The organism is Enorma shizhengliae (assembly GCF_009676995.1).
Classification (GTDB): Bacteria; Actinomycetota; Coriobacteriia; order Coriobacteriales; family Coriobacteriaceae; genus Enorma; species Enorma massiliensis.
In genome coordinates this window covers 1-26,383 of sequence record NZ_VTFZ01000005.1, presented here as the reverse complement: position 1 = coordinate 26,383, position 26,383 = coordinate 1, and the positions used below count along the sequence as shown (strand labels likewise).

The following is a 26,383-nucleotide window of genomic DNA, read 5'->3' as shown; positions in this document are numbered from 1 at the left end:
GCATCGCGGCATGGGAGGTTGGCCATGTGGAAGACGAGCACGAAGGAAGCGTTGAGAATTTCGGCGGATGAGCGCCGCGCGATGATTGTCGAAGAGGTGAACGACCGAAGCTCGCTGCAGGTTTCCGATATCTGCGACCGCTTTGGCATCTCGGCGGTTACGGCTCGGGCGGACCTGGCGCAGCTCGAGCGCGCGGGCAAGCTGCGCCGCACACATGGCGGCGCCGTCTCCATCACGCGATCCATTTCCGTTTCCTACCCCGACCAGCGAATGAACCTCAACGTGGAGGCGAAGCGCGCCATCGCTGCGGCGGCTCAACGGTTTATCGACGAAGGGGATTCGCTGTTCATCGATTCGGGGACGACGACGCTGGAGTTTGTTCGCGCGCTGCAAGGCACGTCCCATATCACCATTGTGACGAACGACCTCTCGATCGCGTCCTTCGCCGATGCCAACCTGCCGCATGCCGATATCATGGTGCTGGGCGGGGCACTTCGCAAAAGCCATCGGTACATCACCGGGCCCATCGCAAGCGGAATTCTCGATAGCCTTTCGCTGGACAAGGCCATCATGGGTACCGAGTCGTTCGACGCGCGGCAGGGGTTCTCGACAGAGTTTATGGGGAATGCAGAGATAAAGCGCGGTATGCTGCGCCATTCAAAGACGCACATCATGTTGATGGATGCCAGCAAGGTGCGGCAGCCGAGCTTTATGAGCTTCGCATCGCTAGACGATTTCGACGCAATCGTGATGGACGAAGATCCGGGCGGCACGGTTGGCGCAGCCATCGAGGCAGCCCATGCCTCCACGCGGTTGATTTTGAGCCGGTCTTCACGCCAAGTTGGCCACGGGAAGAACGAGCTCGTTGGCAGGTCGGCGGGGCCATGGGGTGCGAGCCCGGCGGGGACTCACTTCGCGTAGTGGACGCAGCCGGCATGCTGGCGCACGACATAGGGCCGCGCGCGGCTGCCGGTGGCAAGCGCGAACAACGTCGAACATCGAACGCGCATGGCGTCCGGCGCGGGCAAGCGGGTTTAAGCTGCGCGGCGCCCGGCGCAGGCACGCGAGATTAAGCCGCGCGGCGCCCGGCTACGAGGCGTCGCTGTGCGAGCCGAACACCACGGCTCCGGCTTGCTCGCACGTCTTCTGTGCTTGGGCAATCACCGCTTGTACCGTCGTGTCGCGCGTCGCACCCTCAAAATGGAAGGGAAGGTCGTTCTTGACCTCGTTGTTCACGAGCGCGATGTACTCCTGGGCCCCGGTGCTCGAGAGATGCGTGCCGTCGCCGTCGAAAAGATCGTTTCTTCCCTCGCTATAGGCGTACCAGTCGATCACCCGAACGTTTTCGTAGCGCTCGGCGGCGCGCTTGAGGGCGTCGTTGGTCGACTGCACCCATTGGCGCGGGCTGCGCGTGGTGATGAACACGCAGATGCGGTCGGGGCCGACAACCTCCATAAGGCTGTCGATGGCGTCGTCGGTCACCGGGCCGTTTGTGCCCAGAGCGAAGACGACGATCCTACCGGCAAGATTCTGCTGCGCATAGTCCGAGAAGATGCCCTTGCCTGCGGCGAATTGGCGGTTCTTCGCCGCGTCGATGTGCCCATGGGTAAAGGTGTTGTTGAAGGTGTCGACGGTGCGAAGCGAAACTGAGTCGCCGATCATAAGGATGTCGTAGGCGTTGTCGGGGAAGCCGTCTTCGTCGGCATCGGTCGCGTCTCCTGCTTGTTGAGCATCGCTGCCCGCGCCCTGCTGCGCAGCTCCTTCTTCCGTGCCGTCTTCGCCGGTCTGCTGGATGAGCTCTGCGCCCTCCTTGCTCAGCGCGGACGTGTTCGGGACGAAGGCGATGCCGCCCACCGCTACGAGTACGATCACGCCTGCTATGGCGGTGGGGACAAGATGGCGCTTCGCGATGGCGGGTATCGTAGCCTTGCCGTCGCGAATCTTGCGTACGGTTGCCCCGAGCACGCCATGGCGGAAGGGCGTCTCGATGAATCGGTAGGATAGCTCGGCTGCTAGGAGCACGATGGCAAGCTGGACAAGATGCATCCACCAAGGCACTGCGGCTATGTTGGAAACGGGGTTCATGAGCGCAAGCAGCGGGTAATGCCACAGGTAGATGCTATACGAGCGCTTGCCCAGCCAGACAAGCGGCCCGGCGGAGAGGGCGCGCGCAAGGATGCCGCTGGGCTGGACGCTTGCCGCGATGACCGCGAGGCCCAGGATGGAGCACAGGACGGTGCCGCCCCGGTACATGAAGGGCGTGTAGCCGTTGCAAGCAACGGACATGATCACGAGGCCCGCCAAGGCGAGGATGCCGATCGCATCGATCGCGCGCACCGCGTGGTGGGCCGGCACATCGGCTTGGTTGCTCGCGAGGCGCTCCTGCCCGCCGATTTGCTTGCCAGTAGAGCCCGCAGGTATGCCGGCCTTTTCATTGCCGGAGCGCCCCGCCCCGCTAGCTATTCCATCAGCGCCTGAAGCGGAATCCTCAGCACCTTGCCCCTGCGTTTTCGACGCGGGCCTTTGGGGAAGCAGCTTGCCAAGGCCGATGGTTTGCAAGAGCTTGGCCGGGCTCATGGAGCCCTCGGGGATGAACGCCAACCATGCGCCCAGCAGCATGGAGAACGCGCGGGTATCGGTGCCGTAATAGACGCGGCTCGGGTCGGCGGCGGGGTCGTAGAGCACTGCCATGGCGACGGCCGATACCGCGGCGAGCGCCACCACAATTCGGCGCATCCACGGGCGCTTGACGCGTAGCTTCAGCATGATGAGCAGGAGCACCGGCCACACGACGTAGAATTGCTCCTCGATAGCGAGCGACCAGAAGTGCGTGAGCGGCGAGGGATCGCCGAGTGCGTCGAAATACGAGACGTTCTGCGCGATCTGCCACCAGTTATTGAAGAAGAGAAGCGACGGCAAGATATCGGGCCGCATCTTGGTGAGCATCACGTGGTTGAAGATCGTGCACAGAACGGCAACGACGATAACAAGCGTGATCGTTGCGGGCACAAGGCGCCGAACGCGCCGCACCCAGAACCGCTTGAGGTCGATTCGGTCGGTCTGTTCGAATTCCGCAAGAAGCAGGCGGGTGATGAGGTATCCCGAAAGCACGAAGAAGATCGTGACGCCCAGGAAGCCACCCTGCGCCCAGGTGAGGTTAAGGTGGTAGAGCACGACGGCGATGACGGCGAGTGTGCGGATGCCGTCGAGGGCGGGGATATAGCGCGAGCGGCGTTCCGTGCCGGGCACAAGGCGGCCCGCGGGCGCTTGCTCGGCGCTCGGCGCGGGGCGGCCCGCGGTCCGCTGCTCAGTGTTCGGCGTGGGGCGGCCTGCGGTCCGCTGCTCGGTGCCGCGCACGGGGAGGCTCGTCTGCTGCTGCTTACTCATAAGGTAACCTCGTCATATATTCAAAGCCGATGATGGCGTGCGTTCGAAGAGGCTCATATTGTATAGCCTGTTGCACACCCATGGGGCAATGGTCTTCGAGCCCATAGAACGAACGTTGAGGATGGCGCTCTGCTAAGCTTATGCGCATAGCACCTGCTGTTGGGTCCCGCGGGCCGTTTGCCCCGGAGCTCGGGTACGAGGCGGGCAACGTGAGAAAGGAACGCCCTATGGAGGCCTACAAGCAAGAGTTCATCAAATTCATGGTCGAGTCCAACGTGCTCAAATTCGGCGAGTTCACGCTCAAGAGCGGCCGCAAGTCGCCTTTCTTCATGAATGCAGGCGCCTATGTGACGGGCGAGCAGCTCAAACGTTTGGGCGAGTACTACGCGCGTGCGATTCACGATAACTTCGGCCTGGACTTCGACGTGGTCTTCGGCCCTGCCTATAAGGGCATTCCGCTTTCGGTGGTGACGGCCATCGCGCTCAACGACCTCTATGGCAAGGAGGTCAAGTACTGCTCCGACCGCAAGGAGGTCAAGGACCACGGCGCGGACAAGGGCGGCATGCTCGGCTACGAGCTCAAAGACGGAGACCGCGTGGTCATGGTCGAGGACGTTACCACTTCGGGCAAATCGATCGACGAGACCTACCCCAAGCTCATGGCAGCAGCCGATGTTGAGGTCAAGGGACTCATCGTGAGCCTCAACCGCATGGAGGTCGGCAAGGGCGGAGTCGTGACCGCTCAGCAGGAGATTCAGGAGAAGTACGGCTTCCCGGTGGCGAGCATCGTGAATATGGCCGAGGTCAGCGAGGTGCTCTATAACCACGAGGTCGAGGGGCGCGTGGTGATCGACGACAAGATCAAGGCCGCGCTCGACGCGTATTACGAGCAGTATGGCGTGAAGGCGTAACAGGAGGCTTTGGGAATAATGCGAGCACGCTTGTGGCGGGCGTGCAACAATTTGCATTCGAAGGCACGCCATAAGCGTCAATCTTCGGAACGCTTACCGATTGTTCGCCATTGTATTACCCGTAGCAGCGTTGTTTCGTGGTATGTTGCGACTACTGACGACCGAATCCCGCCGGAGGGCCGCACGGGATTCCGAACTGCTAGGGGGCTCACATGAAAAAGAGATTCGCTTTCATCCCGATGCTTGTTGCGTTCGTGTTCGCGCTCGCGCTCAGTGCCTGCGGCGGCGCCTCCGCTGAGGATCTTATCCGTGCGGACCTGGAGAGCTACTTCGGCGATCCGGAGAACGCTGCGGAGGAATTCGCATCGGGTCTTGAGGAATCTGCCGGCGATGAGCTCGACATGCTCGGCATCACCGAGGACGAGTTTACCGAGGCGTATCTCGAGGGGTTTGCGTACGAGATCGGCGAGATTACCGTTGATGGCGACACCGCGACGGCAGAGGTCACGCTGACCATCAAGTCGTTCGGCGACATCATGACCACGTTCCAGAGCGACTTCACCGATTGGGCATATAGCCTCGATCCTTCGACCATCACCAGCGAGGACGACCTCTACAAGCAGGGTGGCCAGATGCTGCTCGACGCCACGCGCAACGCCGAGGCCAAGGAGAACACCTACGAGGTCACGTATACGCGCAATTCCGATGGCGATTGGGAGATGGACGCGGCGTCCGAGAGCGAGCTCACGAACGCCGTTATCTCGTAGCCGCTTCGCACATATGGATGTCTGTACGCCCCGTGTATGCGGGGCGTACTTGAAAAGAGAAGGTAGGGAGACGAGAGCCTATGTTTTGCACGAACTGCGGCCACGAAATCGCGGAAGGCTCGGCCTTCTGCACGAATTGCGGAAAGCCGGTCGCTCAGGGATCCCCGGCGCCAGCCCCGGCTCCTGCTGAGCCTTCGGTTTCCAAGCAGCCCGAGCCGGTGGTGCCTCCGGCTGAGTCGTCCATCCCGCCCGTTTCGCCTGATGAGCCACCCGCGCCTCAAGCTGAGATGCCCGCCCCAGAGCCCTCCGAGCCTGCGGTAGTTGCCCCGCAGGATGGCCCGGCGGTAGACGATGCGCCGACGACTTGCTTGGCGGCCGATGATGGCGCTGGCGAGACTCCCGCCGCTGAGCCCGCTGCTCCTTCGCCCATGCCTGAGCCCGCTCCCTCTGAGCCGGCGCCATTCCAGGCCGAGCCCCCGGCAGCGCCTCCCGTTGACAATTCACCGCAGGTGGAACCGGCCTTTTCGCCGGATACGGCTGCGACCCAGCAGGTTCCAGCGTGGCAGCAGGGGGCCTCGGATGTTCAGCCACAGCCCGTTCCGTGGTCGGCGCAGCAGCCGGATGCAACGATGCCGGGAGTTTCCGCCGGTGGGACGCAGGCTGCACCGGGGCCGGCTCCTGCTTCGGGCGCCATGCCCGGTCCTGTGCCGGGGCCAGCAGATGCTCAGGCCGGCGCTCCTGCGGCAGAAGCTGCCCCCGCGCCCGATCTGTTCAACGAGCAGCCGAAGAAGAAGCGCTCTACGGGCAAGACGGTGGGGATCGCGGTTGCCGTGCTCGCTGTTGTCGCGGTGCTCTGCGTGGCGGGGTACTTCGTCTACACGACGTTCTTCTCGACGAGCCCGGAAGAAATCATCGCCGCGGATCTTGAGGAGCATCTGAGCTTCTATGAGGATCCCGAGGCAGGCGAGGGCGATCGCCTGCTCTCCGAGGCCGATAGCGTCCTTTCCGGTTTGGGCGCTTACTGCTATCCGGATGACGAGGCATATACCTCGTGGCTCGACGAAACGTCCTTCGAGGTCGGCGACGTTACCATCGCCGAAGATGGCGAGACCGCGACGGCAACCGCGACCATCACCCACATGCCGCTCATCTCGTATGTCGAGGAGTACATGGGTGAGACCGACGACGCCGGCGAAGAGCAGGAATCTGAGCTCTCGGTGACCTATCAGCGCAGCGGCTCGGAGTGGTCGGTCGATAGCATCGATCTCCAGCAGGCCGTCTTCGACGCGTACCTCCCCACCGACGAGGAGCTCATCCTCTCGGATGTGTACTGGTACTTCGGTGACGTTGACTCCATCAACGACGAGTTCATCTTGGGCCTCGAGGCGGGCGCGGGCAGCGACCTCGACCAGCTGGGCATCACGGCCGAGGAGTTCGCAGAGGCGTTCCTTGATGGCTTCAGCTACGAGGTCGGTGACGTTACGGTGGACGGCGACGTTGCCACGGTGGATGTGACCATCACGTCGAAGTCGATGGACGAGATTAGCACCGAGTTCCAGAATAGGTTTACCGAGTGGGCGAGCACGGTTGACCCGTCGACCATCACCAGCGAGGACGACCTCTACAAGCAGGGCGGCCAGATCTTCCTTGAGGTGACGCGTGAGGCTGAGGCTGCAGACCACCAGGTCGAGCTCACGTTTACGCAGGATAGCTCTGGTGTTTGGTGGATGGACACGGCGTCCGAGGACGATTTGATGGGCACCATGGGCGTGTAGCCTGAAGGCGGTGCTGGCGAGGTGCCGATGTGCGACGAAGCGCTTGTACACGGCAACGCGACGGCGCGCGATATCGTGCCTATGCATGGCAACGCGATGATGATCTATAACGTGTCGATGCATGGAAACGCGCTGGCGCCCGATAGTATGCCGACATAAAACACGATAGGGGCCGAGGCTATTCCCGGCCCCTTGCCGTATTGCGACCGAAGCATGCCGCTTTGGCTCGGTTTCGGGCCGCCCTCTCAGGTAGGGGCGCGAGCGAAGTCGCAAGTGGAAGCCCGGCCGGTTTCCGTTTGCTCGGCGTGATTGCGCGGCATCGAGTCAAAGCCGAAAAGCCGGGTTTGCCTTCGCGTGGAGATGGCGGCGGGTGTTTCTCTCGGGAAGCGCCGATTATTGGGCACCGGAGACATCTCGCCCATCGGGATTTCAACTTTTGGGCACTTGGGGACGGAGGGCCCGAGTAGTCGCGTCGTGGTCGGGAGGCCGCCGGCCGCCTGAGCTGCGCCTTTCCCTTCCCCTCTCTTGTCTTTACAGGACCGCCGCACGATGAAGTGCCCAAAAGTTGAAACCTCGATCGGACGGTTGGCTCTGATGCCTAATAATCAGCTTTTCGCTAGTGAACGCAGGCACTGCGAACGATGTTCACGATGTCTTCGGGCTGTTCGGCAATGAAATCGGCTCCCTCGGCTTCAAGTTCGGCACGTCCGCGAAAGCCCCAGGTTACCCCCGCCACGGCGAGCCCCGCATTGTGCCCGGTCTGAACATCGACGTTGCTGTCACCCACATAGAGCACGTTGGAGGGCTTTACGCCAAGCTGAGCCAGAACATGCAAGGTGACGGGTGCCGCGGGTTTGGGAGGAAACACTGCGGTGCAACCTTGAACGAGGGAGAACCGGTCTCCGAAGTATCGCTGCACGAGCGGCGCCGCGGCGGCATGGTCTTTATTGGTGAGCACGGCGAGCGCGATGCCTTCCTCACGCAAGGCATCGAGCATGGTGGAGATGCCGGGGTAGGGAGCGGTGTGGTCTTCCTTGTGCTTGTCATAGTACGAGCGGAATTCGGCGAACGCCTGGCTGAACATGCGCTCATCTCCTGCATATTCTGCCGGCATGAAGCGTTCGACCAGCTTGAGCATGCCGTTGCCAACCTTATAGCGGTAGGAGTCGATGGAGAACGTGGGCCATCCATGCTGCTCGCATACGTGATTGCATGCGCGGGCGAGGTCTTCGATGGTGTTGAGGATCGTTCCGTCTAGGTCGAAGATGACATGGGAAAAGGCCATGGTGCTCCCCAGGTTGCGCGAATAAGCCGCGACCATCCTACCACGGGGCAATGGGCGCGTTGCGCAGTTTCATTCACGGGCAAGATCCGGACACTTTGCGCGCTGCCGGGCAAGATCCGGACACGCCGCTCGTTCTCCGGGCGATATCTGGACGCCACTGGGCTTTTCGGGCGACATATCGCCATCGGAGGGCCCCTGAGCGTACGAAAGCCGCCCGACAATGCCACGAGTGTCCGAAAGTTGCCCGGCAGCACAGGTGGAACGCCGCGAGCGTCCGAAAGTCGCCCGGCGGCGCCCCCGCGCATGTCCAAAAGACGCCCGACAACGCTGCATGCCCGCTGCGCCCAACGTTCCCTCAGCGTCTATAAATCTCCGGTGAATGCTTCAAGGAATTCGTCGAAGGAATCCGTTTGAAGCAAACGGATGGTTGCATCAACAGACGAGAAGAGTTCGATGATGATGTCCAGCGTGTCGCGAAAATAGCCCATGTCGCCTTCTGCGATGCCTATGAGCAGCACGAAGTTCACGTTATGACGGCCCCATGGGATGGCGGCGTCGTTATGGAGCACAGCGATAAACGAATTGCCGGCAAACGAGTCGATAGAGTGAGGGATTGCAAGACAGTCGGTGAACGCTGTCGAAGATACCCGTTCGCGAAGGTGCACATCTCGAACGAAAGCGTCGTCAACGAACCCGCGGGCCTTGCAGAGCGATCCTAGGTAATCGATGTAGGCATCGGGTCCGCCGGAAAGTTGCATGTTGCGCACATATAGTTCGCGCCTGAGCACCTGTTTCAGGAACCGATGGGCGCGCCCACGGCGTTTCGACTCTAACACGAGAGCCAATTTGTCGCGAATCTTCCTCAGGTTCTGTTTGTTGAGGATGGGGCCGATAAGTACCTTGATGCCGCATCGCACGGGCACATCTATGGTGGTGATTACAAGATCGGCACCAGGCGGGCTCGAAAGAAACGCATCGCAGCTCATAACCGCGATAACGCTCAGTTCATCGGAAAGTGCCTCCTCAAGATCGGTGACAAGCTGTTGAGCAAAGTCGTGATACTGTTCCACAATGACTACGGCAGTTGCTTTGCCATCTGGCGTTGCCGTACGTTCGAGGTATGCGCCGATGTGAAATGCTATGAACGCGATTTCGTCTTCACTGATTGACGCATCGAACGCACCGGAAAAGCGGTGCGCGAAGTAAACTGCCATATCATATACGGGCGCGTAATCGGTCTTGATTTGCAGGGCGAGCGGGTTTGGGTAGCTTACGCGGTAGATGGCACGCTGGTAGACGTTGTACATGTGTAGGACGAGCTGCAGCATGAACGCGTCGTCAAACCGAGCGATGCCGTAGCGGTCAGCTGTTTCATGCGCAATGTTGATGATATGGTCCATAAAGGGATAGCCGGTAAGGTTGGCGAGCTTGTCGAAGGTGAGCTCGTCGTAAGAATAGCGTTCGACCGAAAGCGCGATGAGCAGCACGATTTGCTGAAAGTCATTTGCGGGAATGGGACACCCAAATTCAGTTTCAAAGTAATGGGCAACATCATTTGCGCATTTTAATATCGCTTCGCCTTGGCTAAAACTTGCCACGAGCGCATCGACATCGGTGGAGTCTTCTCGTTCGGACAGCTCGTTATTCGATTGCAGCCGGATGATGATGACCAGGATGTGAATGAGCAGGTTATTGAGGGCGTAGTTGTTGATGATAAGCTCTGAACGCTGGCAGATCTCGACAAGCTTATTCAGTATCCCCTCAACATCGAATGCGGGAAAGAGGCTTTTGAGCGTGTCGGTCGAGGTGAAGTATCCGCTTGCGTTTCTGATGGCGAGGTTTCCAAGTAGGCGGCGCTTGTCGTGCTCGCGACCGGTGAGCTGCAGCTGAAAATCATGGCATTCGAGGGCAAGGTTGAATGGTGCGATAAGCTTGCGGACTTGAGGAAGGACACTGTTTGATAGCGTGCTTTCGCTCACATGCAGTGCGCTCGCCACATCAAAGATCGAGACGGGTGCGTGTTCGTTGATAAGTTTCGAGATGACATAATCGCGGCGTGCGTCGGAGGTGTTCTTGGCTGCTGGTGCAGCGTGCGCTTCAATCCGATTGGGCAGCAACGCTGTAGAGCATGTTGCGTTGTGCTCGCATACGGCTGAAGGCGTATCTTGGAATGCCTCGAACGTGGCAGGTCTGTCCTGCGTAGCGCTCGATGTCGATTTGAGCCGATATCCCTCCTTGGACGATTCGACGTGGTGCCTGCCGGAGCGATTGATTTCCGCGATGTAGTTACGCACCGTGCGTTCACTCGTGCCAAGTGCGCGGGCAAGGGCAGTCGAGGAGACCCATGAGGAGGTGTGTTCCAGGATATAAATCAGACGACGAACGCGTTCGTCCTTGGCCGCCATGTGCCCTCCTCATTGTTTGAAGCCGTTTTGGATGTATGCTCCGGCACGTACACAATGCCCACCGATTGTACCGTAGCGTTCCCCAAGAACGGTTACCTAGGATTTGCCGCCCAACCGGAAAAGCTGCTGTTTTTCCGGTTGGCGGAAGCTTAGTTGGTTTGCCGCTATCCGGCAAGAAGTCGGTTCGCGGGGTTTTGTTTCCGTCCCTATAGTCAAGCTAACGTCATGTGCGCGGGTCGACACACGTACTGGCACTAGCGGCTGCCGCTGTCGGATGTTACGAAGGGCGCGGGCGCGCTGAGGGTAATGTTCCCAATTTGGAAGGAGAGAACCAATGGCAGATGAAAACGGCGTCATCCGTATCTTGCTTGCCTGCGGCATCGGAGCCTCTACGGGTTTCATGGCTGCGAACATGCGCAAGGCTGCCAAGAAAAAGGGGCTAAACGTTACCGTGAAAGCGGTGAGCAAGTCTGAGGTTATGGAGCATGCTGACAAAATTGACGTCTTGTTCCTTGGGCCTCACTTTGCAGGAGAAGTTCCTGAATATCAAGAGAAGCTCGCCGGATATCACGTCAAGGTTTCTTCTGTTAATCCGGATTACTATGCGGCGCTTGATGGCGAGAACATTCTCGATGACGCAATCGCCCTGTACAACGCTGACTAGCAGCACTAAGGAGTGTGCACAATGGCGGAAGCGGTAAAGGGAGGCATCACGGGTAAGATCCAAAACGTCATCGAAACCCGTATCGTTCCTCCTCTTAATAAGATTGCCTCGAATTATTGGTTTAGCCTCGCGGCCGATGCGATTCTTTACATCGTACCGTTCTCGATGGTTTCAGCTATTCCTAGTTTATGGAGCTTTGCGCGGAACTTCCTGACGTTTCTCCCCGATATCACGCCAATCACGACATTCTCGTTCGGCCTCGTGGGCTTGTTCGTAGTGTTTGCAATCCCCTATAACTGTATGGTCAAGGAGGACCATCGCGACCGGGGTCTTATGGCGGGCTTCACCTCAATAGGAGCCTACATGATGTGCATGAGGCCCGTTACGACCGATGAAGGCACCTTGTTCAATATGAACATGTTCGGTGCAGGCGGCATGTTTACGGCAATGGTCGTAGGCCTTATCTGCGCTGCGGTATTCAAGGCGTTTTCCAAGAAGTCATTCTTCTCCGAGGACTCGCTAGTACCTGATTTCGTGAAGAGCTGGTTCGATAACATCATTGCCATATTGGTGTGCCTGGTTGTCGCATGGCTCGTCTCCTTCATCGCGCAGGTTGATATCTTCACCCTCGTCGGCTTCATTCTTTCCCCGGTTACCGGATTTGCCCAGTCGCTCCCAGGCGTCGTGATCATTGCTCTGGTCATGGACGTGTTCTACTTCTTTGGCGTGTCCGGTTGGGTCTTTACCACTGTTACCCTGCCCATTACGCAGGGCGCTATGGCTGAGAATATGGCTGCAGCCGCCGCTGGTCTCGCCATCCCCAACATCAATGCCTACGGCCTCTCGCGCTATTACATGATCGGTGGCGAGGGAAACACGCTCCCGTTGGCTATCATGATGCTCTTCTCCAAATCACGTAAGAACAAGACGCTCGGCCGCGCCACGATTGTTCCTTCGCTCTTCAACATCAACGAGCCGCTTATCTTCTCGACGGTTGTAAACAACCCATATATGTTCGTTCCCATGGTCCTGCAGGCCATCATCTTGCCGGCTAATGCGTTCCTGTGGATTGCGCTTGGCTGGGCGAGTCCGCATACGGTGATGTTTGCCATGAACAACCTGCCCAATGCGGTCTCCGCGTTCTTCCTTTCCAACGGCGATTGGCGAAACGCGCTTCTTGTTGTGGTCAATCTGGTTCTCGCTACCATCATCTGGTACCCGTTCTGGAAGGCATATGACCGCCATCAAGCGAAGGTCGAACTTGATGCCGCGGGAGGCAAATCTGAAGTTGTTGCAGCCTAGTTGCACAAGCTTTATGACGGGTATCCGGCTTGAGGCCGATCGGGCCGGATACTCCGCTTGCTACCGAATAGTTTCAATGAAATGAAGGTTGAATATGGAAGACGATGAGCTGAGCCGCGTTGCAATGGAGGTCATCCTTAACGCGGGGGACGGCAGACAGTGCATCGATCAGGCGCTCGAGCACCTCGCCTCCTTTGATTTTGACGGTGCGGAAGCGTGCTTGAACGATGCCGAGGCGAAGCTATTGCTCGCCCACCGCGCGCAGACCGATACGATTCAGCGTCAGGCTGCAGGCGAGGAGATTTCCTACTCGCTGCTCTTTACCCATGCGCAAGATACGCTCATGACTATCAGTGCTGAGTTGCACATGGCAAAGAAGATGATGCCGCTTGTGCGCGCACTTGCAACTAAGTGAAAGGAAGCCTCGAATGGTTAACTCTTCTACTGGCTCTGTATTTCCCGATGGCTTTCTCTGGGGTGGTGCCACCGCCGCAAATCAGATCGAGGGTGCATATGATGAAGGGGGGCGTGGCCTCGCTACATCCGATTTTGCTCCGTTCATTTCACGTGAGGCTAATCGCGGATATGAGGGCGATCCCCTGCCGCATAATGCCATGACGCGCGAAATGCTAGACGATGCGCTCGAACATCCGGAGAAGTGGAATCTCCCGAAGCGGCGTGGAATCGACTTCTATCATCGATATCGCGAGCAGCTTGCCGAGCTTGCGGCGATGGGCTTCAAGGTATTTCGCATGTCGATTTCTTGGTCCCGTATTTTCCCCAATGGCGATGATGCGGAGCCTAACGAGGAAGGCTTGGACTTCTACGATGCGGTATTTGACGAGTGCCATCGATTGGGCATGGAGCCTCTTGTGACCCTTTGCCACTTTGACACTCCGCTGAACTTGGCTCTCAAGTACGGCGGGTTCAAGAGCCGTCATACCGTAGACGCCTTTGAGCGATATGCAGAGACAGTCTTTTCTCGCTATAAGGGCAAGGTGAAATACTGGCTTACATTCAATGAGATTAACAATGTTCTCACAAATCCCTTTACCTGCAGCGGTGTGGTTTTGCCCGACCCTAATGACGGCACGCACAATCCGTATAAGGGCGATTGGGCGATGAAGTATCAGGTAAGTCACAATCAGTTCGTGGCAAGCGCTAAAGCGGTAATTAAGTGCCATGAAATTGATCCAGAGGCGAAGATTGGCAATATGGTATGCCGCCTCGAGAACTATGCCGAGTCTCCTAAGCCAGAAGACCAGCTTCAGGTGCTCTTTGAGGATCACTTCAACTGGTTTTACAGCGATGTCCAGGCAAAGGGCGAATATCCCTATTACATGAAGCGCTTCTTTGACGAGAATGATATTCATATCGAAATGGAGCCTGGCGACGAGGAGACGCTCAAGGCCGGTACAGTTGATTTCGTAACGATTAGTTACTACATGACTTACATTATGCGTTACAAGGGGGAGCCGGTGCCAAAGCCATCTGGATCCTTGGTTAGCGCAATAAAGAACCCGTATCTCGAAGCATCTGAGTGGGGATGGCCTATCGACCCGCTTGGGTTCCGCATCACGCTGAACCACATCTACGACCGATATCATCTGCCTATCTTTATATCCGAGAACGGTTTGGGCGCTGTAGACCAGCTCGATGAGAATGGGTATGTCGAGGATGATTATCGCATCGACTACCTGAAACGCCATGTGGAGCAACTCGGAGAGGCCATCAAAGACGGCGTCGATGTATTTGGATATGCTTGGTGGGGTCCCATCGATCTGGTTAGCTCGGGGACGTCAGAGGTGTCGAAGCGATATGGATTCGTGTCGGTTGATCTTGATGATTTTGGTAATGGCACGCATAAGTTGGGGCGTAAGAAGAGCTTCTACTACTACAAGAAGCTTATTGCTTCGAACGGCGCCGATCTTTCGACCGACAACATTGTGATTGAGTAGGAGGCTTTCGTGATCAGCCAAACGACAAGGGTCGTGAATCCAAGCGGCTTGCATGCGCGTCCTGCTTCGGTATTCGTGAAGTGCGCCATGAGTTTTGAGAGCAAGGTTACCGCGCGCAATGTCTCTACCGACAGCGAGGCGAAGGATGCCAAGTCTATCCTTGCGGTTATGGGCCTTGGTATGAAGAAAGGCCACGAGATTGAGATTTGCGCCGACGGCACTGACGAGCAGGAAGCTGTTTCTGCGCTTGTTCAGCTGGTGGAGAGCGGCTGCGGCGAGTAGCAGCTAGATTACATAACCTCGCTTAATCGCGGCGCTGTGGGGCAAGATAATCGACGCTTTTGCCCCGCAGTGCCGCTTCATCTTGATTGCGAGCTCGCCAAGCCCGCTCATTTCTCGACCCTTACGGCGTTTGAGGTAGATGATGCGCAGCGCTGAGCTAGGCGCATCCGTGGAGTAGGCTAGACCATCGAGTTTTTTGCGAGACTACGTTCGTGACATACTCGCGTGTCCATGTTCTCAAGCGCCGATGGCGCGGAACGACGCGCTGCCGGGCGAAATCCGGACACGCCGTTGATTCTCGGGCAACATTTGGACACCGCCGGGCTTTTCGGGCGACATTTCGCCATCGGAGGGCCCCTGAGCGTCCGAAAGCAGCCCGACAACGCCGCGAGCGTACGAAAGCCGCCCGACAATGCCACGAGTGTCCGAAAGTTGTCCGGCAGCACAGGCGGAACACCGCGAGCGTACGAATCTCGCCCGGCAACGCCGGCGGCACCCCGCGCATGTCCAAAAATCGCCCGAAAACGCGGATGGCATGCCAGACAAGTGTCCAAAAGCCACCCGCCAATGTGGCGCAGGGGCCGGCGTCAGATTCTCGCCCGCTGCGGCCACGGCGGCCCAGGCTCCAGCCGTTAGCAGATGCGCGGCAGTTGTTCTCCTACGAGCATGTCGAGAATCCGCGTTGATCCCCAGGGGGTACGAACGCGCACGCACGGGCCGCTCTCTCCGGCATCGCGCACGCGGCCGATGATGGCGGCATCGGCGCCATAGCGATTCGCCCGCATGGCTTCGAGCGCCGCGGCAGCCTCGTCAGCGGGTACGACGGCAACGATCTTACCTTCGTTTGCCACCTGCAGCGGGTCGTATCCAAGCATCTCACACGCTGCCTGGACTTCGGGCTTAACCGGAACAGCCTCTTCGTCCACCTCGATCTCGACATTGCTTGCGGCGGCGAACTCGTTAAGCGTGCTCGCAAGACCCCCTCGCGTGGGGTCGCGGAAGCAGCGCACATGGGGCGAGGCATCGAGCACTGCGGCAATGAGGTGATTAAGCGGCGCTGCGTCGCTTTCCATGGTGGTAGAGAAGGCGAGGCCCTCGCGCTGGCTCATCACGGCGATGCCGTGGTCGCCAAGCGTGCCAGAGACAAGAACGACATCGCCCGGCTGGCACGCAGCGCCAGAAAGCGAACTGCCCTCGGGAACCTCGCCCACGCCCGCCGTGTTGATGTAGACGCCGTCTGCGCTTCCATGGTTCACGACTTTGGTGTCGCCGGTAATGATTGCCACGTCCGCCTCGCGCGCGGTCTCGGCCATGCTCTGGCAAATGCGGCGCAAGTCGTCGAGAGGAAATCCCTCTTCCAGGATGAATCCGCAGGAGAGATAGCGCACCCGCGCGCCCGAGGTGGCCACATCGTTTACCGTGCCGCACACCGCGAGCCGGCCGATATCGCCGCCGGGGAAGAAATGCGGTGTCACCACGAAGGTGTCGGTCGAGAGCGCGATGCGCCCCGTGCCGGGCAGCGCGGCCACGCCGGCGTCGTTGCCCGCGTGAAGCTCGGGCGCCTCGAATGCGTCGAGGAAGACCTCATCGATGAGGCGCTTCATCATCTGTCCGCCGGATCCGTGTCCGAGCTGTACGGTGGAGTCCGAAATCATGATGCCTTCTTTCGATGGCTAGGGTGCTTGGTCGTTCTCGAGATGAGTGTAGTCGAACGCGGCTTGCCAGTGGTTTGCCAACACCCGGTGTTGACGATTCAAACGGTTTGCAGAAGTCCGGTGCCGGCGAACCGCTTGGGCGCTATGCACCGCGCCGCGCTAGCGATACCGGAAGTACGCCGCGCAGCTGCCTTCGCTCGAAACCATGCAGGGCCCAACGGGATGTTCCGGCGTGCAGGCGCGCCCGAAGAGCGGGCACTGGGTGGGCGCGATGACGCCACGAAGCACGTCGCCGCAGCGGCACCCATGCGGTTCCCGGGTGGGTTCGACCTCGACGGCGAACCTGCGCCGCGCATCGTAGCGCGCATAATCCTCGCGAATGCGCAGGCCTGAATGTGCAATTTCTCCCAGACCTCGCCATGTTGCGCTGCAAGGTTCGAAAACCTTCTCCGCGATGCTTCGCGCTACGGGGTTTCCTGCGTCGCGCACGCTCCGGGGGTAGGCGTTTTCCACGGCGGGCGTGCCGGAAATGATCATCTCTACGAGGCGGTCGATGCCGGTGAGGATATCGACCGGCTCGAACCCCGTCACTACGCCGGGAATGTTGAACTCGCGTGCTATGAACTGGAACGGCGCAAGCCCCGTGATGGTGCAGACATGGCCCGGCAATATGAAGCCGTCGATGGTGGTTTCGGGGTCGTTTGCGATGGCGCGAAGCGCGGGCGGCGTGGTTTTGTGCACGCAGGACACGGAAAAGTTCTCAATCCCGCGGGACGCTGCCTCGAGGATGCAAGCGGCGATGGCGGGAGTCGTGGTTTCGAAGCCCACGCCCATGAAGACGACGTTGCGATCGGGCAGCTCGGTTGCGAGTTCGAGCGCGTCGAGAGGGGAGTAGACAATGCGAACGTCGCGCCCGGCGGATTTCTCTGCGGCGAGCGACGAGGTGCTGCCGGGCACGCGCATCATGTCGCCGAAGGTGGCTACCGTGATTCCCTCGGTGCGGGCGAGCGCGATGGCATGGTCGATATCGCGGTTCGCGGTCACGCAGACGGGGCAGCCGGGGCCAGAAAGCAACCGCAGGCCCTCGGGCATAATCGAGCGAAATCCGTAGCGCCCGATGCTCACGGTATGCGTGCCGCATACTTCCATGAGGTTGATGCGGCGGTTGCCCACAAGCCGGTGTATGCGGTCGATGAGTTCACGTGCGAGCTTGGGATCGCGGAAGGATGAGAGGTCCATGTCGTGCTGAGCGCTGTTCGCGGCGGCGGTGGCTGCAGCAGCGGCGGAGTGCTGGTGCGCCGTGGTGCCGATGGGAGCGCCGGCGCTCTGCACGTTCGTGCGGTCATGCCCCATCATGCGGATGCCTCGGCGCCGGCGAGATCCTCTTCGGTGAGCTCGTCAAGCTCGCGCACGAGCTCGATGGTGCGGCGAGCCTCTTCGGCGTCGATAACCTCGATAGCGAAGCCGGCGTGCACGAGTACATAGTCGCCCACCTGGGCCTGCGGCGTGAGCGAGATGGAGATGCGGCGCTGCACGCCGAGCATGTCAATGGTGGCGTTGATTCCCTCGATGGCTACGATGGATCCTGGAATGGCAAGGCACATAGACTGCCCCTTTGGTCGAGATAGTGGGTGGGAGCTCGTTCGGGTAGATGGTACCGCCGCGCTCGCCCGCGGGCAAATGCGGGGCCGGTTTGTGCGGCGAGCCTGTGGGAGTTTCTTACGTGAGGCCCAACACGGGGCCCGCGATGGACCGTGCTTAGTGTTCGAGCCTTTGAGTGAAACGTAGACACCGGGTGTCTGCGCTTCATTCGCCGCACATCGTTACAGAAGGGCAAGCGTGCGCTCGCAGTTCTCGATGATGGGCGGCTCAAGGCGCTTGCGCAGTTCGTCCATGCCGGGAATGGCCGCATACTCGTCAAAGATCTCGGCGAGGCTGATAGGTATCTCCTGGGTGAGGTCCATCATGAGGGCCCGGCAACTGGCAGCTCCGAGGCCGAACTGCTCGAACGGTCCTGACTGCGCATAGCGCTCTAGCGCGCCGGAGCCCACGCGCCCGAAGCGATTCTCCCCGCCAATCGCCATGGCGAGCCGCCTGTGCCGCCGCAGCCGGTCATAGGCGAAGCCCGAGGCCACGTCGTACATGCGGGCAAGCGCGACGTTATGCTCTGTCCCAAGTAGTAGCGAATAGTTCTTCGCGTGAGCGTCGGTGCCCCCGATAAGATAATTAAAGAACAACATCAACGTGAACAACAGCATGTTAAGACGCGCGGCCGGGGTAGTTCCCAAAAGGGTGAGAACGTCGCGAGCAGCGGGCCCGCCGTCTGCGGTGTATTTCTGGAACGGCATGACCCCAAGTGCCTGGCAAAGATCTTCTTGATGTGCGCGCAGAATCGTCCCGTCTTCTCCGATGGTGCGGTCGTAGCGTTCGACGATGAGCGCCGGTTCGTCTTCGAAGAGCCGGTAGTCGACATGTGCCGTGGGCACACCCGCTCGTTCGGCGGTCTTCATACAGACGAATTCGTTCAGCGCTTGTAGCTTAAAGCCCACGACACCGTTTTTGAAAATATGCGTTGTGGGGGCCGATCCGATGCAAGAGCACCATGCCCCATCACGAAGCCCCAAGGCGAATTTACCTTGGTTCCCTCCGAGTGACCAGCTCTCCCCCTCGCCGACCCATGTCGCCTCGTCATCCGAGCGTATCGCTTTGAGGCGCAGCGCAATTTCATGGTCGGTCAGCGGGCGGTATTCGCCTGAGCGGGCGAGTACGTCATCAACGCGCTCCTCCCGGCAGAATTGCACGCCGCCTTGGCAATCAAGGCCGATGCAGTCAAGCATGGTGACGGGATTGTTGGGGCTGATGCCAAAGTCGCGGGCAATGGCCTTGCGCTGCTGCTCGCTATCGGGGAGAAGGCCAAACAGGAATGGCAGCAATGCTTGCTGGTGGTATGTGCGGTTGCAGATGGGCAACGCAAGCGAGAGCGGTGCGCCGTGGTAACCCTCGTCATAGTTGAAATGGATGAGGCCCTGTGCATCCTGCCAGAGCGTCCCAGCGGGGGTCCCGCAGATGATGGTGCGCAGAGAGAGTTCTGCCATGATACCTCCTACGTGGTACGGCGGAATTACCTTGCTGTGACTTCGCTGTTGCCGTGGAAGATGTCGGCGATTAGCTTGTCATATGCACTCTGAAAATCAGATAGCCTGAGCTCTGGGGAGCTTTCGGTCCGTTTGGTGCGAGCCGTTACACGCGTGCCGCGCCGGTGGCGTTGCGCGGTGGTGCGGGTCGCTGGTGCGGTGTCGGTGCTATCGGAGACAGCCGGGCTCTCGTTGCGCTCCCACGGGCGCTCTTCCCTGATGTGCTCGCCGATGGTGAAGAGCTCAAGCCCGAGCGCGTCGTAGACGGCGAGCAGCTTGTCGAGGCGGATGCCGGGGGCGTCGCCGAGCTCGAGAGATGCGAGCAGGCGCTCGGAGACGCCGGCGGCCTTTGCGAGCTGTTTGCGCGTGAGGCCCTGCGCCTCGCGTTCGCGACGTGCGTACAGCCCCACCTGCCGGGGGATGCTGACCGGTTTGATGATGCGGCCGTCCTCGGTCCTGTGCTCTGTAGTGTGGTTCGCCATGCTCGTTCGCCTCCAGAGACGTAAAACGTTGTGCATTCAGTATATCTGCAAAAGTTTGCATATAGTAGAAACTGCAAAAGTCTGCATATTATCTTAGCTTCGTAGGCTTTCAGCTAGCTCGAGGCTCGAGTCGGAAGGTTTTTGCGGGAGTGCCGAGCAGACCGGCCTTTTCGGAACGCGCCAACTGGGCTTTTGCTGGCCGCGCGAACCGGTATAGATGGCGGGTCCCGAAAAACCTTCCGACTCGAGCCTCGAACTTTTCCAGATGCTGAGATGCGAGCCTGAAAGGCCGGGTTGCCGCCTTCAAAAGTGTTCGCGTGTGCTGCTTTGTGGCTTTCTGGGCAGCGCGAACGCGACGCTACCGTTCGCAGAGCCGCGCACGGGCGACGGCCGCCTGTCCGTAGGCGATGCAGCCATCGTTTACCGGCACCGCGCTGGGGACAAGCGGGCGCAGGCCTTCTGCCCGCAACCGCTGCAGGACCTCGCCCAAGAGCAGGCGGTTCATGAAAGCACCGCCCGAAAGCGCAATGTTGCGAATGCCGGTGTGGCGTGCAATCTGGATGGAGGCATCGCAAACGGCTTGCGCAGCGGCGAAGTGCACGTCAGCAGCGATGGCTTCGACGGGACGCCCTGCCGAGAGGTCATCGAGTGCGGCGCGCACCATCGGTGTCGGGTCAAGCTCAATAACCTGGTCGATGGCATGTTCGCCAACGCGACTCCTGCGTTGCCGAGTCTGCTCGTCCGGCGCGGGAACCGGCTGTTCTTGCAGGTCAAAGCGATAGCTGGAGCTATCCGCCCTATCGTAGGCGCGCCGCGCGCCATCTGTACCAAGTGCTCGCCATGCCGCGGCTTCGAGCATGATGGCAGGCTCGCCCTCGTACGTAGCGTTCGGGCAGATGCCGAGCATGGCCGCCATGGCATCGAGCAGGCGGCCCATGCTGGAGGTCAGCGGGCTGTTGAGCCCTCGCTCGATCATGGTGGCGGTAACCGCGCGTTCGGCTTCACTGAGGCCCTCGACAAGCATGCGCGCTCCCGGATGGTCGAGCAGCTCGCAGGACTGCAGCAGCGAGAACGCATTGCGCCGCGCGTCGCGCACGGAAGCCATCCCGGCCGGGAGCCGCCAGGGTTTTAGGTGCGCCATTAGCGTGAAACCGCTCAGGCTCGCAACCATGACCTCGCCGCCCCATACGGTGCCGTCGGTTCCCGCTCCCGTGCCGTCGAGCGCAATGCCAAGCACTTGCTCCGCGGGGCCGATGATGCCGCGCGCAGTCATTTCGGCTATTACCGACGCGATGTGTGCATGGTGGTGCTGCACTTCGATGAGCGGGCGCCCATCCGCAGATGCTTCGGCACGCGCCCATTGGCTCGAGAGGTAGGTTGGGTGAAGATCGCAGGCGAGCGCATGGGGTTCAAGCTCGAAAAGGCTCGACATGCGATGGCGCGCCTCGTGCCAGGCGTCGAACGTCTCGCCATTTTCAACATCGCCGATGTGCTGGGACACGAAGCACAGCGCGCTGCCGTCGGGCTGTTCGCGCGTGAGGGCGATGGTCGCTTTTTGCTCGGGGCCGCAGGCGAGGATACACGGGATGTCGCCGTGTGGGGCAGCGCCCTGTTGCGTTTCTGGACTGGGTGCGCAGCGAGAGAGGTCGAGCGGCTGCGGAGCGTATCCGCGCGCGCGGCGCACGGGCATGACGTTGCCGTTGATCACGCGTACGACCGAGTCGTCGTACCGGGTGAGAATGGCGCGATTATTGCCGAGCAGCGCGTCGGCGAGGCCGCCTTCGACCAAGTGGGCCCAAGCAAGCTCGTCATCGGTTTCGATGGGTTCCTCGCTTACGTTTCCGCTGGTCATGACAAGTGTGTGCACGCCACGCGCATCACAGGCGGCGAGCAGCAGGTGCTGGAGCGGAGTGTACGGGAGCATGATGCCGAGCTCGGGCAGATCGAAGGCGACGGATGGCGCAAGCGAGGGGTAATTGCTTCCGTTGCTATTGGGGTGGCTGCTCCCGTCGTCTTTGGGATGGTTGCTTCCGTCGCCTTTAGGGTTGTGGTCGCTGCCGCCTTTGCCCTGTCCAGCGCCCCATTCGTCGTTGCGTTCGTCTTGCTTGCGGCGGCGCAGCAGGACGATGGGACGGATGGATCCGGTGAGCAGCTCCGCCTCGGCTTCGTCGATCGTGCAAAGCGCCCGGGCGCCTTCCATGTTGCCAACCATGACGGCGAGCGGTTTGTTGGACCGGCGCTTGCGCCGGCGCAGGTCGCGCACGGCATGCTCATTCGATGCGTCGCAGGCAAGATGGAAGCCGCCGAGCCCCTTGATGGCGACGATTCCGCCGGCTGCCAGCATCTCGGCGCAGCGCTCGATGATGGCATCGCTCTTCTGGCGTGTGGTGCCAACAGCAGGGGTGATTCCGCCGCGCCGTTCCCACGCATCGGTGCCTGTTTGGACCTTTTCACGCCAGGTGATGTGCGGGCCGCAGGAGAAGCACGCATTGGGCTGCGCATGGAAACGCCGGTCGGCGGGGTCGGCGTATTCCGTCGCACATGCGGGGCACATGGGGAATGCATCCATTGATGTGGCGGGCCGGTCGTAGGGGAGCGAGCGAATGATGGTGAACCGCGGGCCGCAGTTGGTGCAATTGATGAATGGGTAGTGATAGCGCCGGTCGGCGGGATCAAAGAGTTCGCGCAGGCAATCGGGGCAGGTGGCGATATCTGGCGAGACGAGCGTGGTGCGCTCCGTCTCGTCATCCGATGCGACGATGCGGAAGGTCGGCGAGGGGTCTTCCGGCGTCGCTCCCTGCGGTGTATCGGCCCTCGCGCCATCCGCGCTGCCCGCGTGCTCGACAACCTCGATGCCGTCAATCCGCGCTGCCGCCGGAGCCTCATCGCGCAGCGCGCGTACGAACGCGTCGAGCGTGGAGGCGTTCTCGGCCGATGCCTCGATGTGCACGCCGTCGCCCGCGTTGAGCACCCAGCCGCTTATCCCGTGCGCCATTGCCGTTCGGTATACGAACGGACGCATACCCACGCCTTGAACGATTCCGGTTATGTGGATGTGAACCAGTGCCATTCCCGTATCCAGTTACCGCTCCAGGCTCGCGCCGGTGGCGGCACAGGTGAGCTCACCGTGGTGTACGCCACGCAGGCCCAAAAGCTTATCGGCAAGCTCGTAGACGCGTTCGCCGCGGCCGCGCACCGCAAGGATTTCCAGGCAGTTGTGGTGGTCCAGGTGCACATGCATGGTTGAGACGATTTCGGCCGTGTAATCGTGCTGAATCTCGTCCAGCTGGCGGGTGAGGTCGCCGGTGTGATGGTCGTAGATCATCGTCAGCGATCCTATGACCTGCGCCGTTGGTGTCCTCAACTCGTCTTTGACGAGCGCGGCACGCATGAGGTCGCGGATTGCCTCGGAGCGGTTGGCCCCGGTACCGCGGCGCGCGGTCTGCTCGTCAAAAGCGGCGAGCAGGTCTTCTGGCACGGCAACCGAGAACCGAACGAGATCGGCCGAGCTGGCGTGCACGGCTGCTCCCGCCTGATCTGATGAGCATGCCTGCCCTGCAAAATCATCACACGCGCTTGCGCGGGTATGGTCGGCAGGTTCGGCGTTGTTAATGCGCTCGGTATGGCCCTCGGGGTGCGCGGCGTCCATCGCTACACCAGCCGGACGGTGCCCACCGAATTATGGTCGGCTTCGATGGCCTCTTCGTAGCCTTCGAGCGCGGCGCGCGCCTCATCGAGCGACCGCATCGCTTGGGCCAGCTTGGAGCCGATGCGCTCCATGTCGTACGCCTCGGTTGCATGGAACAAATCGTGGCTCCAAGACCGAGCGAGCTCGATCGTATTGTCAACCTGCTTTACGCTCATGGCGAGCTGGCTCATATTCATGCCCACATCGTGCATAGGTCCTCCTTGAGGCCGTGTTCGACCGTAGTTCGCCGTTGGCGTCAGGTGCGAATCCCGGTATGAAAAAGCCCCGGCAACCCGGGGCTTCAGTGTACTACGTTGTCGTTGCGTCCGTGTCGCTCGCGTAGGGAGCCGGATCGTTGCGTCCGCACCGCTCGCCCGTGGAGTCGCGTCGTTACAGGCTCTTCTCAATCTCAGCGGTGAGGGCGGGCTTGGGCATAGCTCCCACGATGCGGTTGACCTCCTGGCCGCCCTTGAGGATCACGAGCGTGGGGATGGACATGACGCCATATTTCATGGCGATGTCCTGGTTTTCGTCCACGTTGCATTTGCCTATGACGAGACGGCCATCGAGCTCATCGGCAAGCTGGTCGACGATGGGCGAAACCATGCGGCACGGGCCGCACCACGGTGCCCAGAAATCGATGAGAACGGGTAGGTCGTTAGCAAGCAGAGCGTCAAAATTGGAGACATTGACCTCGGTAATTGCTGCCATGGTTCCTCCTTATGTGAGGCGCGCTCAAGGCGCGGATAAATCGAGACAGTGCGGTTATACCCACCTCAGCGTTCTCGTTGCAGATGGTGCAGCCTTTTATTGCTCCCCCACGCGCTGGGCGCAGTGCGCGCTCGTTCGCGTTGATGCTGTCACCGCTACAATAAGGATGCGCGATGCTGAGCGCTTGCCCCATGTGCCCCGCGCCCGCGAGCGATGTGGTTCGTGGCACGCGTGTTCACGCGCTCGCGGAGAAGTGGGCGCCCGTGTGCTTACGGGCTCGTGTGCTTGCGGGCCCGCGCGGCAACGATACGCCGTTGTTTCGCGCGTTTTTAGGTATCGCCCATCCAACGAGGGGGAACCATGGCTGTCTCGAATGCCGATCGAAGGAACGCGCTGCTTGCGGCGGCGCAGCAGGAGCTCGATGCGCTTACCGCGCGCGGTGTTCGCATGCGGGGGAACGCGTTTTCGGCCATAGTCCTGGTGAAGGGCGAACTCAACGCTGACGAGCTTTCGGGTGGGGAGCTGCTTGCCGGCGCCGATGGCGCGGCGTTGGCAGCTGCGCTCGATCGCCTTGGATACGCGCCGGAGGAGTTCTGTGTGCTATCTGTCATCGCAGGGCCGGAAGGGGAGGGCGCTGCGCCTGAGGCAGCTTCGGGGCGGCCGTTGGCCCCGACCCTGTTCCGCGAGGCGCTTGAGGCGCTTGATCCCGAAGCTGTCGTTCTGCTTGATGACACCGCTGCGTCGATCATGCGCGAGGCATATGCCGAGGAGCTTGCTCGCATCGAGCAGTTCGACATGGCGATGCTCGCTCCGGGGCTCGTCGCTCATGTTCTTGGAAGGCGCGTGCTTGCCCTTGATGGATTCGAGGCCGCGCTTGCCGATGGACGGGCAAAGCAGCGCATGTGGGCCTATCTCAAGCAGCTCCCGCCCCTGGGTGCGCCGTACTAATCATGCGGATGAAGTTAAGCAAGAGATTTAAGTAAGTGATGTCGGCTTGCGCGCCACTAAGCTCGGGCTGTCAGCTGGATGGCAACCTTCCCTCTCTGTAACTTTTGGCCTCGTGTCAAAATGCATACGAATGGTGGTACTAGAGGGTGCTCGTTGAGCGTTTCGGAGCCGTTGCATCGGTGGAAACGGGCACCTGAACAGCGGGATGACTCTAATATTCGCAGGAAATACTGCCTTCTGGGTGGTGTGATGCGTTGCGAGGTCGGTTTCAACCGAGCTCATGTACCACCAATCGTGTCTCGATTGCCGCAAGCGTGAAAAGTTGGGCGCTGAGCTCCTCCGCCAAACAAAAAACGGGCCCCCGAAGGGCCCGTCTTCATGAGCGAATAGCTCGAGTATGCCGGTGAGGCGGTAAAAGCTAGTCCTCGGCGATCTCGGTGATGGCACCGGCGGGGCAGCTCTCCACGCACACGCCACAGGCGATGCAGGAGTCCTCGTCAGTCACGGTAGCAACGTCCTGGAGCTCCAGAACACCCTGGGGGCAGTCGTCAACGCAAACGCCGCAAGCGATGCACTCATCGGCTTCAATAACGGGATGGGCCATAGTGATTCCTCCTCTTATAGATGCTCGATGTGGTTTGGCGATAGTTCATCGAGACTCTTGTGGGTTAATATACCGCGCGCCCGTCTCATTGCAACCCTCGCCGACCGTCTTTTTCTGCCGTTCACCGAGTAAGGCGAGGGGAACTTTTTGCGTGCGCGTTTGGTGCCCTGCGAAGGCCTGGCGATGCCGGGCGGAGTCCGGACACGCCACGCGCTGACGGGCTGAATCTGGACATTGGAATCGTTATCGGGCGACATTCGACATTGCAGGCTTTCTCGGGCGACATTCGGACGCTCAGGGGGGGCTCGGACAAAAAGTTGGACACCCATAGGTGTCCGGATTGGAGTCCGAGTGTACCCAGATGAAGTGAGGGCGGAGGCCGTGGAGGCCGTCCGCCTGGGGTTCAGCCTGGCAGAGGCGGCGGA

At 60.3% G+C, this 26,383-nt stretch carries 23 protein-coding genes; 10 read left to right on the top strand and 13 right to left on the bottom strand.

Going from position 1 to position 26,383, the window contains the following annotated elements:
• Positions 1-24 precede the first annotated feature (24 nt).
• Positions 25-921, top strand: a complete 897-nt coding sequence (locus tag GJE22_RS04800; protein WP_144688255.1) for a DeoR/GlpR family DNA-binding transcription regulator — start codon at positions 25-27, stop codon at positions 919-921.
• A gap of 168 nt (positions 922-1,089) precedes the next feature.
• Here the strand turns inward: GJE22_RS04800 and GJE22_RS04795 are convergent, their stop codons facing one another.
• Positions 1,090-3,387, bottom strand: coding sequence for an acyltransferase family protein (locus GJE22_RS04795; protein ID WP_144688256.1), 2,298 nt, complete (start codon positions 3,385-3,387; stop codon positions 1,090-1,092).
• Positions 3,388-3,614: 227 nt separating this feature from the next.
• On the opposite strand from GJE22_RS04795, the gene pyrE reads away from it, so the two are divergent.
• From pyrE to GJE22_RS04780, 3 genes are all read left to right on the top strand, one after another.
• Positions 3,615-4,298, top strand: a complete 684-nt coding sequence (pyrE, locus tag GJE22_RS04790) for an orotate phosphoribosyltransferase (RefSeq protein WP_022348589.1) — start codon at positions 3,615-3,617, stop codon at positions 4,296-4,298.
• Positions 4,299-4,510: 212 nt separating this feature from the next.
• Positions 4,511-5,065 carry a DUF5105 domain-containing protein gene (locus GJE22_RS04785; protein ID WP_019128781.1) on the top strand — a complete coding sequence of 185 codons (555 nt, stop codon included), beginning with the start codon at positions 4,511-4,513 and terminating at the stop codon, positions 5,063-5,065.
• Between the two features lie 80 nt (positions 5,066-5,145).
• Positions 5,146-6,840 carry a zinc-ribbon domain-containing protein gene (locus tag GJE22_RS04780; protein ID WP_144688257.1) on the top strand — a complete coding sequence of 565 codons (1,695 nt, stop codon included), beginning with the start codon at positions 5,146-5,148 and terminating at the stop codon, positions 6,838-6,840.
• A gap of 616 nt (positions 6,841-7,456) precedes the next feature.
• Here GJE22_RS04780 and GJE22_RS04775 read toward each other — a convergent pair.
• Together GJE22_RS04775 and GJE22_RS04770 are read right to left on the bottom strand one after the other, a co-directional pair.
• Complete coding sequence (locus GJE22_RS04775) at positions 7,457-8,125, bottom strand: HAD family hydrolase (protein WP_144688258.1); 669 nt, start codon at positions 8,123-8,125, stop codon at positions 7,457-7,459.
• Positions 8,126-8,487: 362 nt separating this feature from the next.
• The gene (locus GJE22_RS04770) at positions 8,488-10,530 is read right to left on the bottom strand and encodes a BglG family transcription antiterminator (protein ID WP_144688259.1); all 2,043 of its coding nucleotides are present in this window, start codon (positions 10,528-10,530) and stop codon (positions 8,488-8,490) included.
• A gap of 334 nt (positions 10,531-10,864) precedes the next feature.
• Here GJE22_RS04770 and GJE22_RS04765 point away from each other — a divergent pair, with 334 nt between their 5' ends.
• From GJE22_RS04765 to GJE22_RS04745, 5 genes are all read left to right on the top strand, one after another.
• Positions 10,865-11,194, top strand: coding sequence for a PTS sugar transporter subunit IIB (locus GJE22_RS04765; protein ID WP_087186361.1), 330 nt, complete (start codon positions 10,865-10,867; stop codon positions 11,192-11,194).
• Between the two features lie 21 nt (positions 11,195-11,215).
• A complete protein-coding gene (locus GJE22_RS04760) occupies positions 11,216-12,496 on the top strand; it encodes a PTS sugar transporter subunit IIC (RefSeq protein WP_087186362.1) in 1,281 nt (426 codons plus the stop codon).
• Between the two features lie 94 nt (positions 12,497-12,590).
• Positions 12,591-12,911: a PTS lactose/cellobiose transporter subunit IIA gene (locus GJE22_RS04755; protein WP_087186363.1), complete on the top strand. Its 321-nt coding sequence runs from the start codon at positions 12,591-12,593 to the stop codon at positions 12,909-12,911.
• 13 nt (positions 12,912-12,924) lie between these two features.
• Entirely contained in the window at positions 12,925-14,454 is a 1,530-nt protein-coding gene (locus GJE22_RS04750) for a glycoside hydrolase family 1 protein (RefSeq protein WP_144688260.1), read from the top strand.
• A gap of 9 nt (positions 14,455-14,463) precedes the next feature.
• Positions 14,464-14,736 (top strand): HPr family phosphocarrier protein, encoded by a 273-nt coding sequence (locus GJE22_RS04745; protein ID WP_087186365.1) that lies wholly within the window; start codon positions 14,464-14,466, stop codon positions 14,734-14,736.
• A gap of 632 nt (positions 14,737-15,368) precedes the next feature.
• On the opposite strand, the gene hypE is transcribed toward GJE22_RS04745, so the two are convergent.
• From hypE to trxA, 9 genes are all read right to left on the bottom strand, one after another.
• Positions 15,369-16,391 (bottom strand): hydrogenase expression/formation protein HypE, encoded by a 1,023-nt coding sequence (gene hypE / locus GJE22_RS04740; RefSeq protein ID WP_144688261.1) that lies wholly within the window; start codon positions 16,389-16,391, stop codon positions 15,369-15,371.
• Positions 16,392-16,550: 159 nt separating this feature from the next.
• Positions 16,551-17,747 carry a hydrogenase formation protein HypD gene (gene hypD / locus GJE22_RS04735; protein ID WP_235895820.1) on the bottom strand — a complete coding sequence of 399 codons (1,197 nt, stop codon included), beginning with the start codon at positions 17,745-17,747 and terminating at the stop codon, positions 16,551-16,553.
• On the bottom strand, positions 17,744-17,995 hold the full coding sequence (locus GJE22_RS04730; RefSeq protein WP_144688262.1) for a HypC/HybG/HupF family hydrogenase formation chaperone: 252 nt from the start codon (positions 17,993-17,995) through the stop codon (positions 17,744-17,746). The genes hypD and GJE22_RS04730 overlap by 4 nt, the downstream gene beginning before the upstream one ends.
• Positions 17,996-18,214: 219 nt before the next feature.
• On the bottom strand, positions 18,215-19,486 hold the full coding sequence (locus GJE22_RS04725) for a HipA domain-containing protein (protein WP_144688263.1): 1,272 nt from the start codon (positions 19,484-19,486) through the stop codon (positions 18,215-18,217).
• A 26-nt stretch (positions 19,487-19,512) separates the two neighbouring features.
• On the bottom strand, positions 19,513-20,007 hold the full coding sequence (locus tag GJE22_RS04720; RefSeq protein WP_144688264.1) for a helix-turn-helix domain-containing protein: 495 nt from the start codon (positions 20,005-20,007) through the stop codon (positions 19,513-19,515).
• Positions 20,008-20,365: 358 nt separating this feature from the next.
• Positions 20,366-23,077 (bottom strand): carbamoyltransferase HypF, encoded by a 2,712-nt coding sequence (locus tag GJE22_RS04715; protein WP_144688265.1) that lies wholly within the window; start codon positions 23,075-23,077, stop codon positions 20,366-20,368.
• 12 nt (positions 23,078-23,089) lie between these two features.
• Complete coding sequence (nikR, locus tag GJE22_RS04710; RefSeq protein ID WP_144688266.1) at positions 23,090-23,656, bottom strand: nickel-responsive transcriptional regulator NikR; 567 nt, start codon at positions 23,654-23,656, stop codon at positions 23,090-23,092.
• Positions 23,657-23,658: 2 nt separating this feature from the next.
• Positions 23,659-23,907, bottom strand: coding sequence for a hypothetical protein (locus GJE22_RS04705; RefSeq protein WP_144688267.1), 249 nt, complete (start codon positions 23,905-23,907; stop codon positions 23,659-23,661).
• Positions 23,908-24,085: 178 nt separating this feature from the next.
• Positions 24,086-24,406, bottom strand: coding sequence for a thioredoxin (gene trxA / locus GJE22_RS04700; protein ID WP_019128793.1), 321 nt, complete (start codon positions 24,404-24,406; stop codon positions 24,086-24,088).
• A 360-nt stretch (positions 24,407-24,766) separates the two neighbouring features.
• Between trxA and GJE22_RS04695 the strand changes: the two genes are divergently transcribed.
• Positions 24,767-25,354 carry a hypothetical protein gene (locus GJE22_RS04695; RefSeq protein ID WP_144688268.1) on the top strand — a complete coding sequence of 196 codons (588 nt, stop codon included), beginning with the start codon at positions 24,767-24,769 and terminating at the stop codon, positions 25,352-25,354.
• A 418-nt stretch (positions 25,355-25,772) separates the two neighbouring features.
• Here GJE22_RS04695 and GJE22_RS04690 read toward each other — a convergent pair whose 3' ends face one another.
• Positions 25,773-25,958 carry a DUF362 domain-containing protein gene (locus tag GJE22_RS04690; RefSeq protein WP_019128795.1) on the bottom strand — a complete coding sequence of 62 codons (186 nt, stop codon included), beginning with the start codon at positions 25,956-25,958 and terminating at the stop codon, positions 25,773-25,775.
• Between the last annotated feature and the right edge of the window lie 425 nt (positions 25,959-26,383).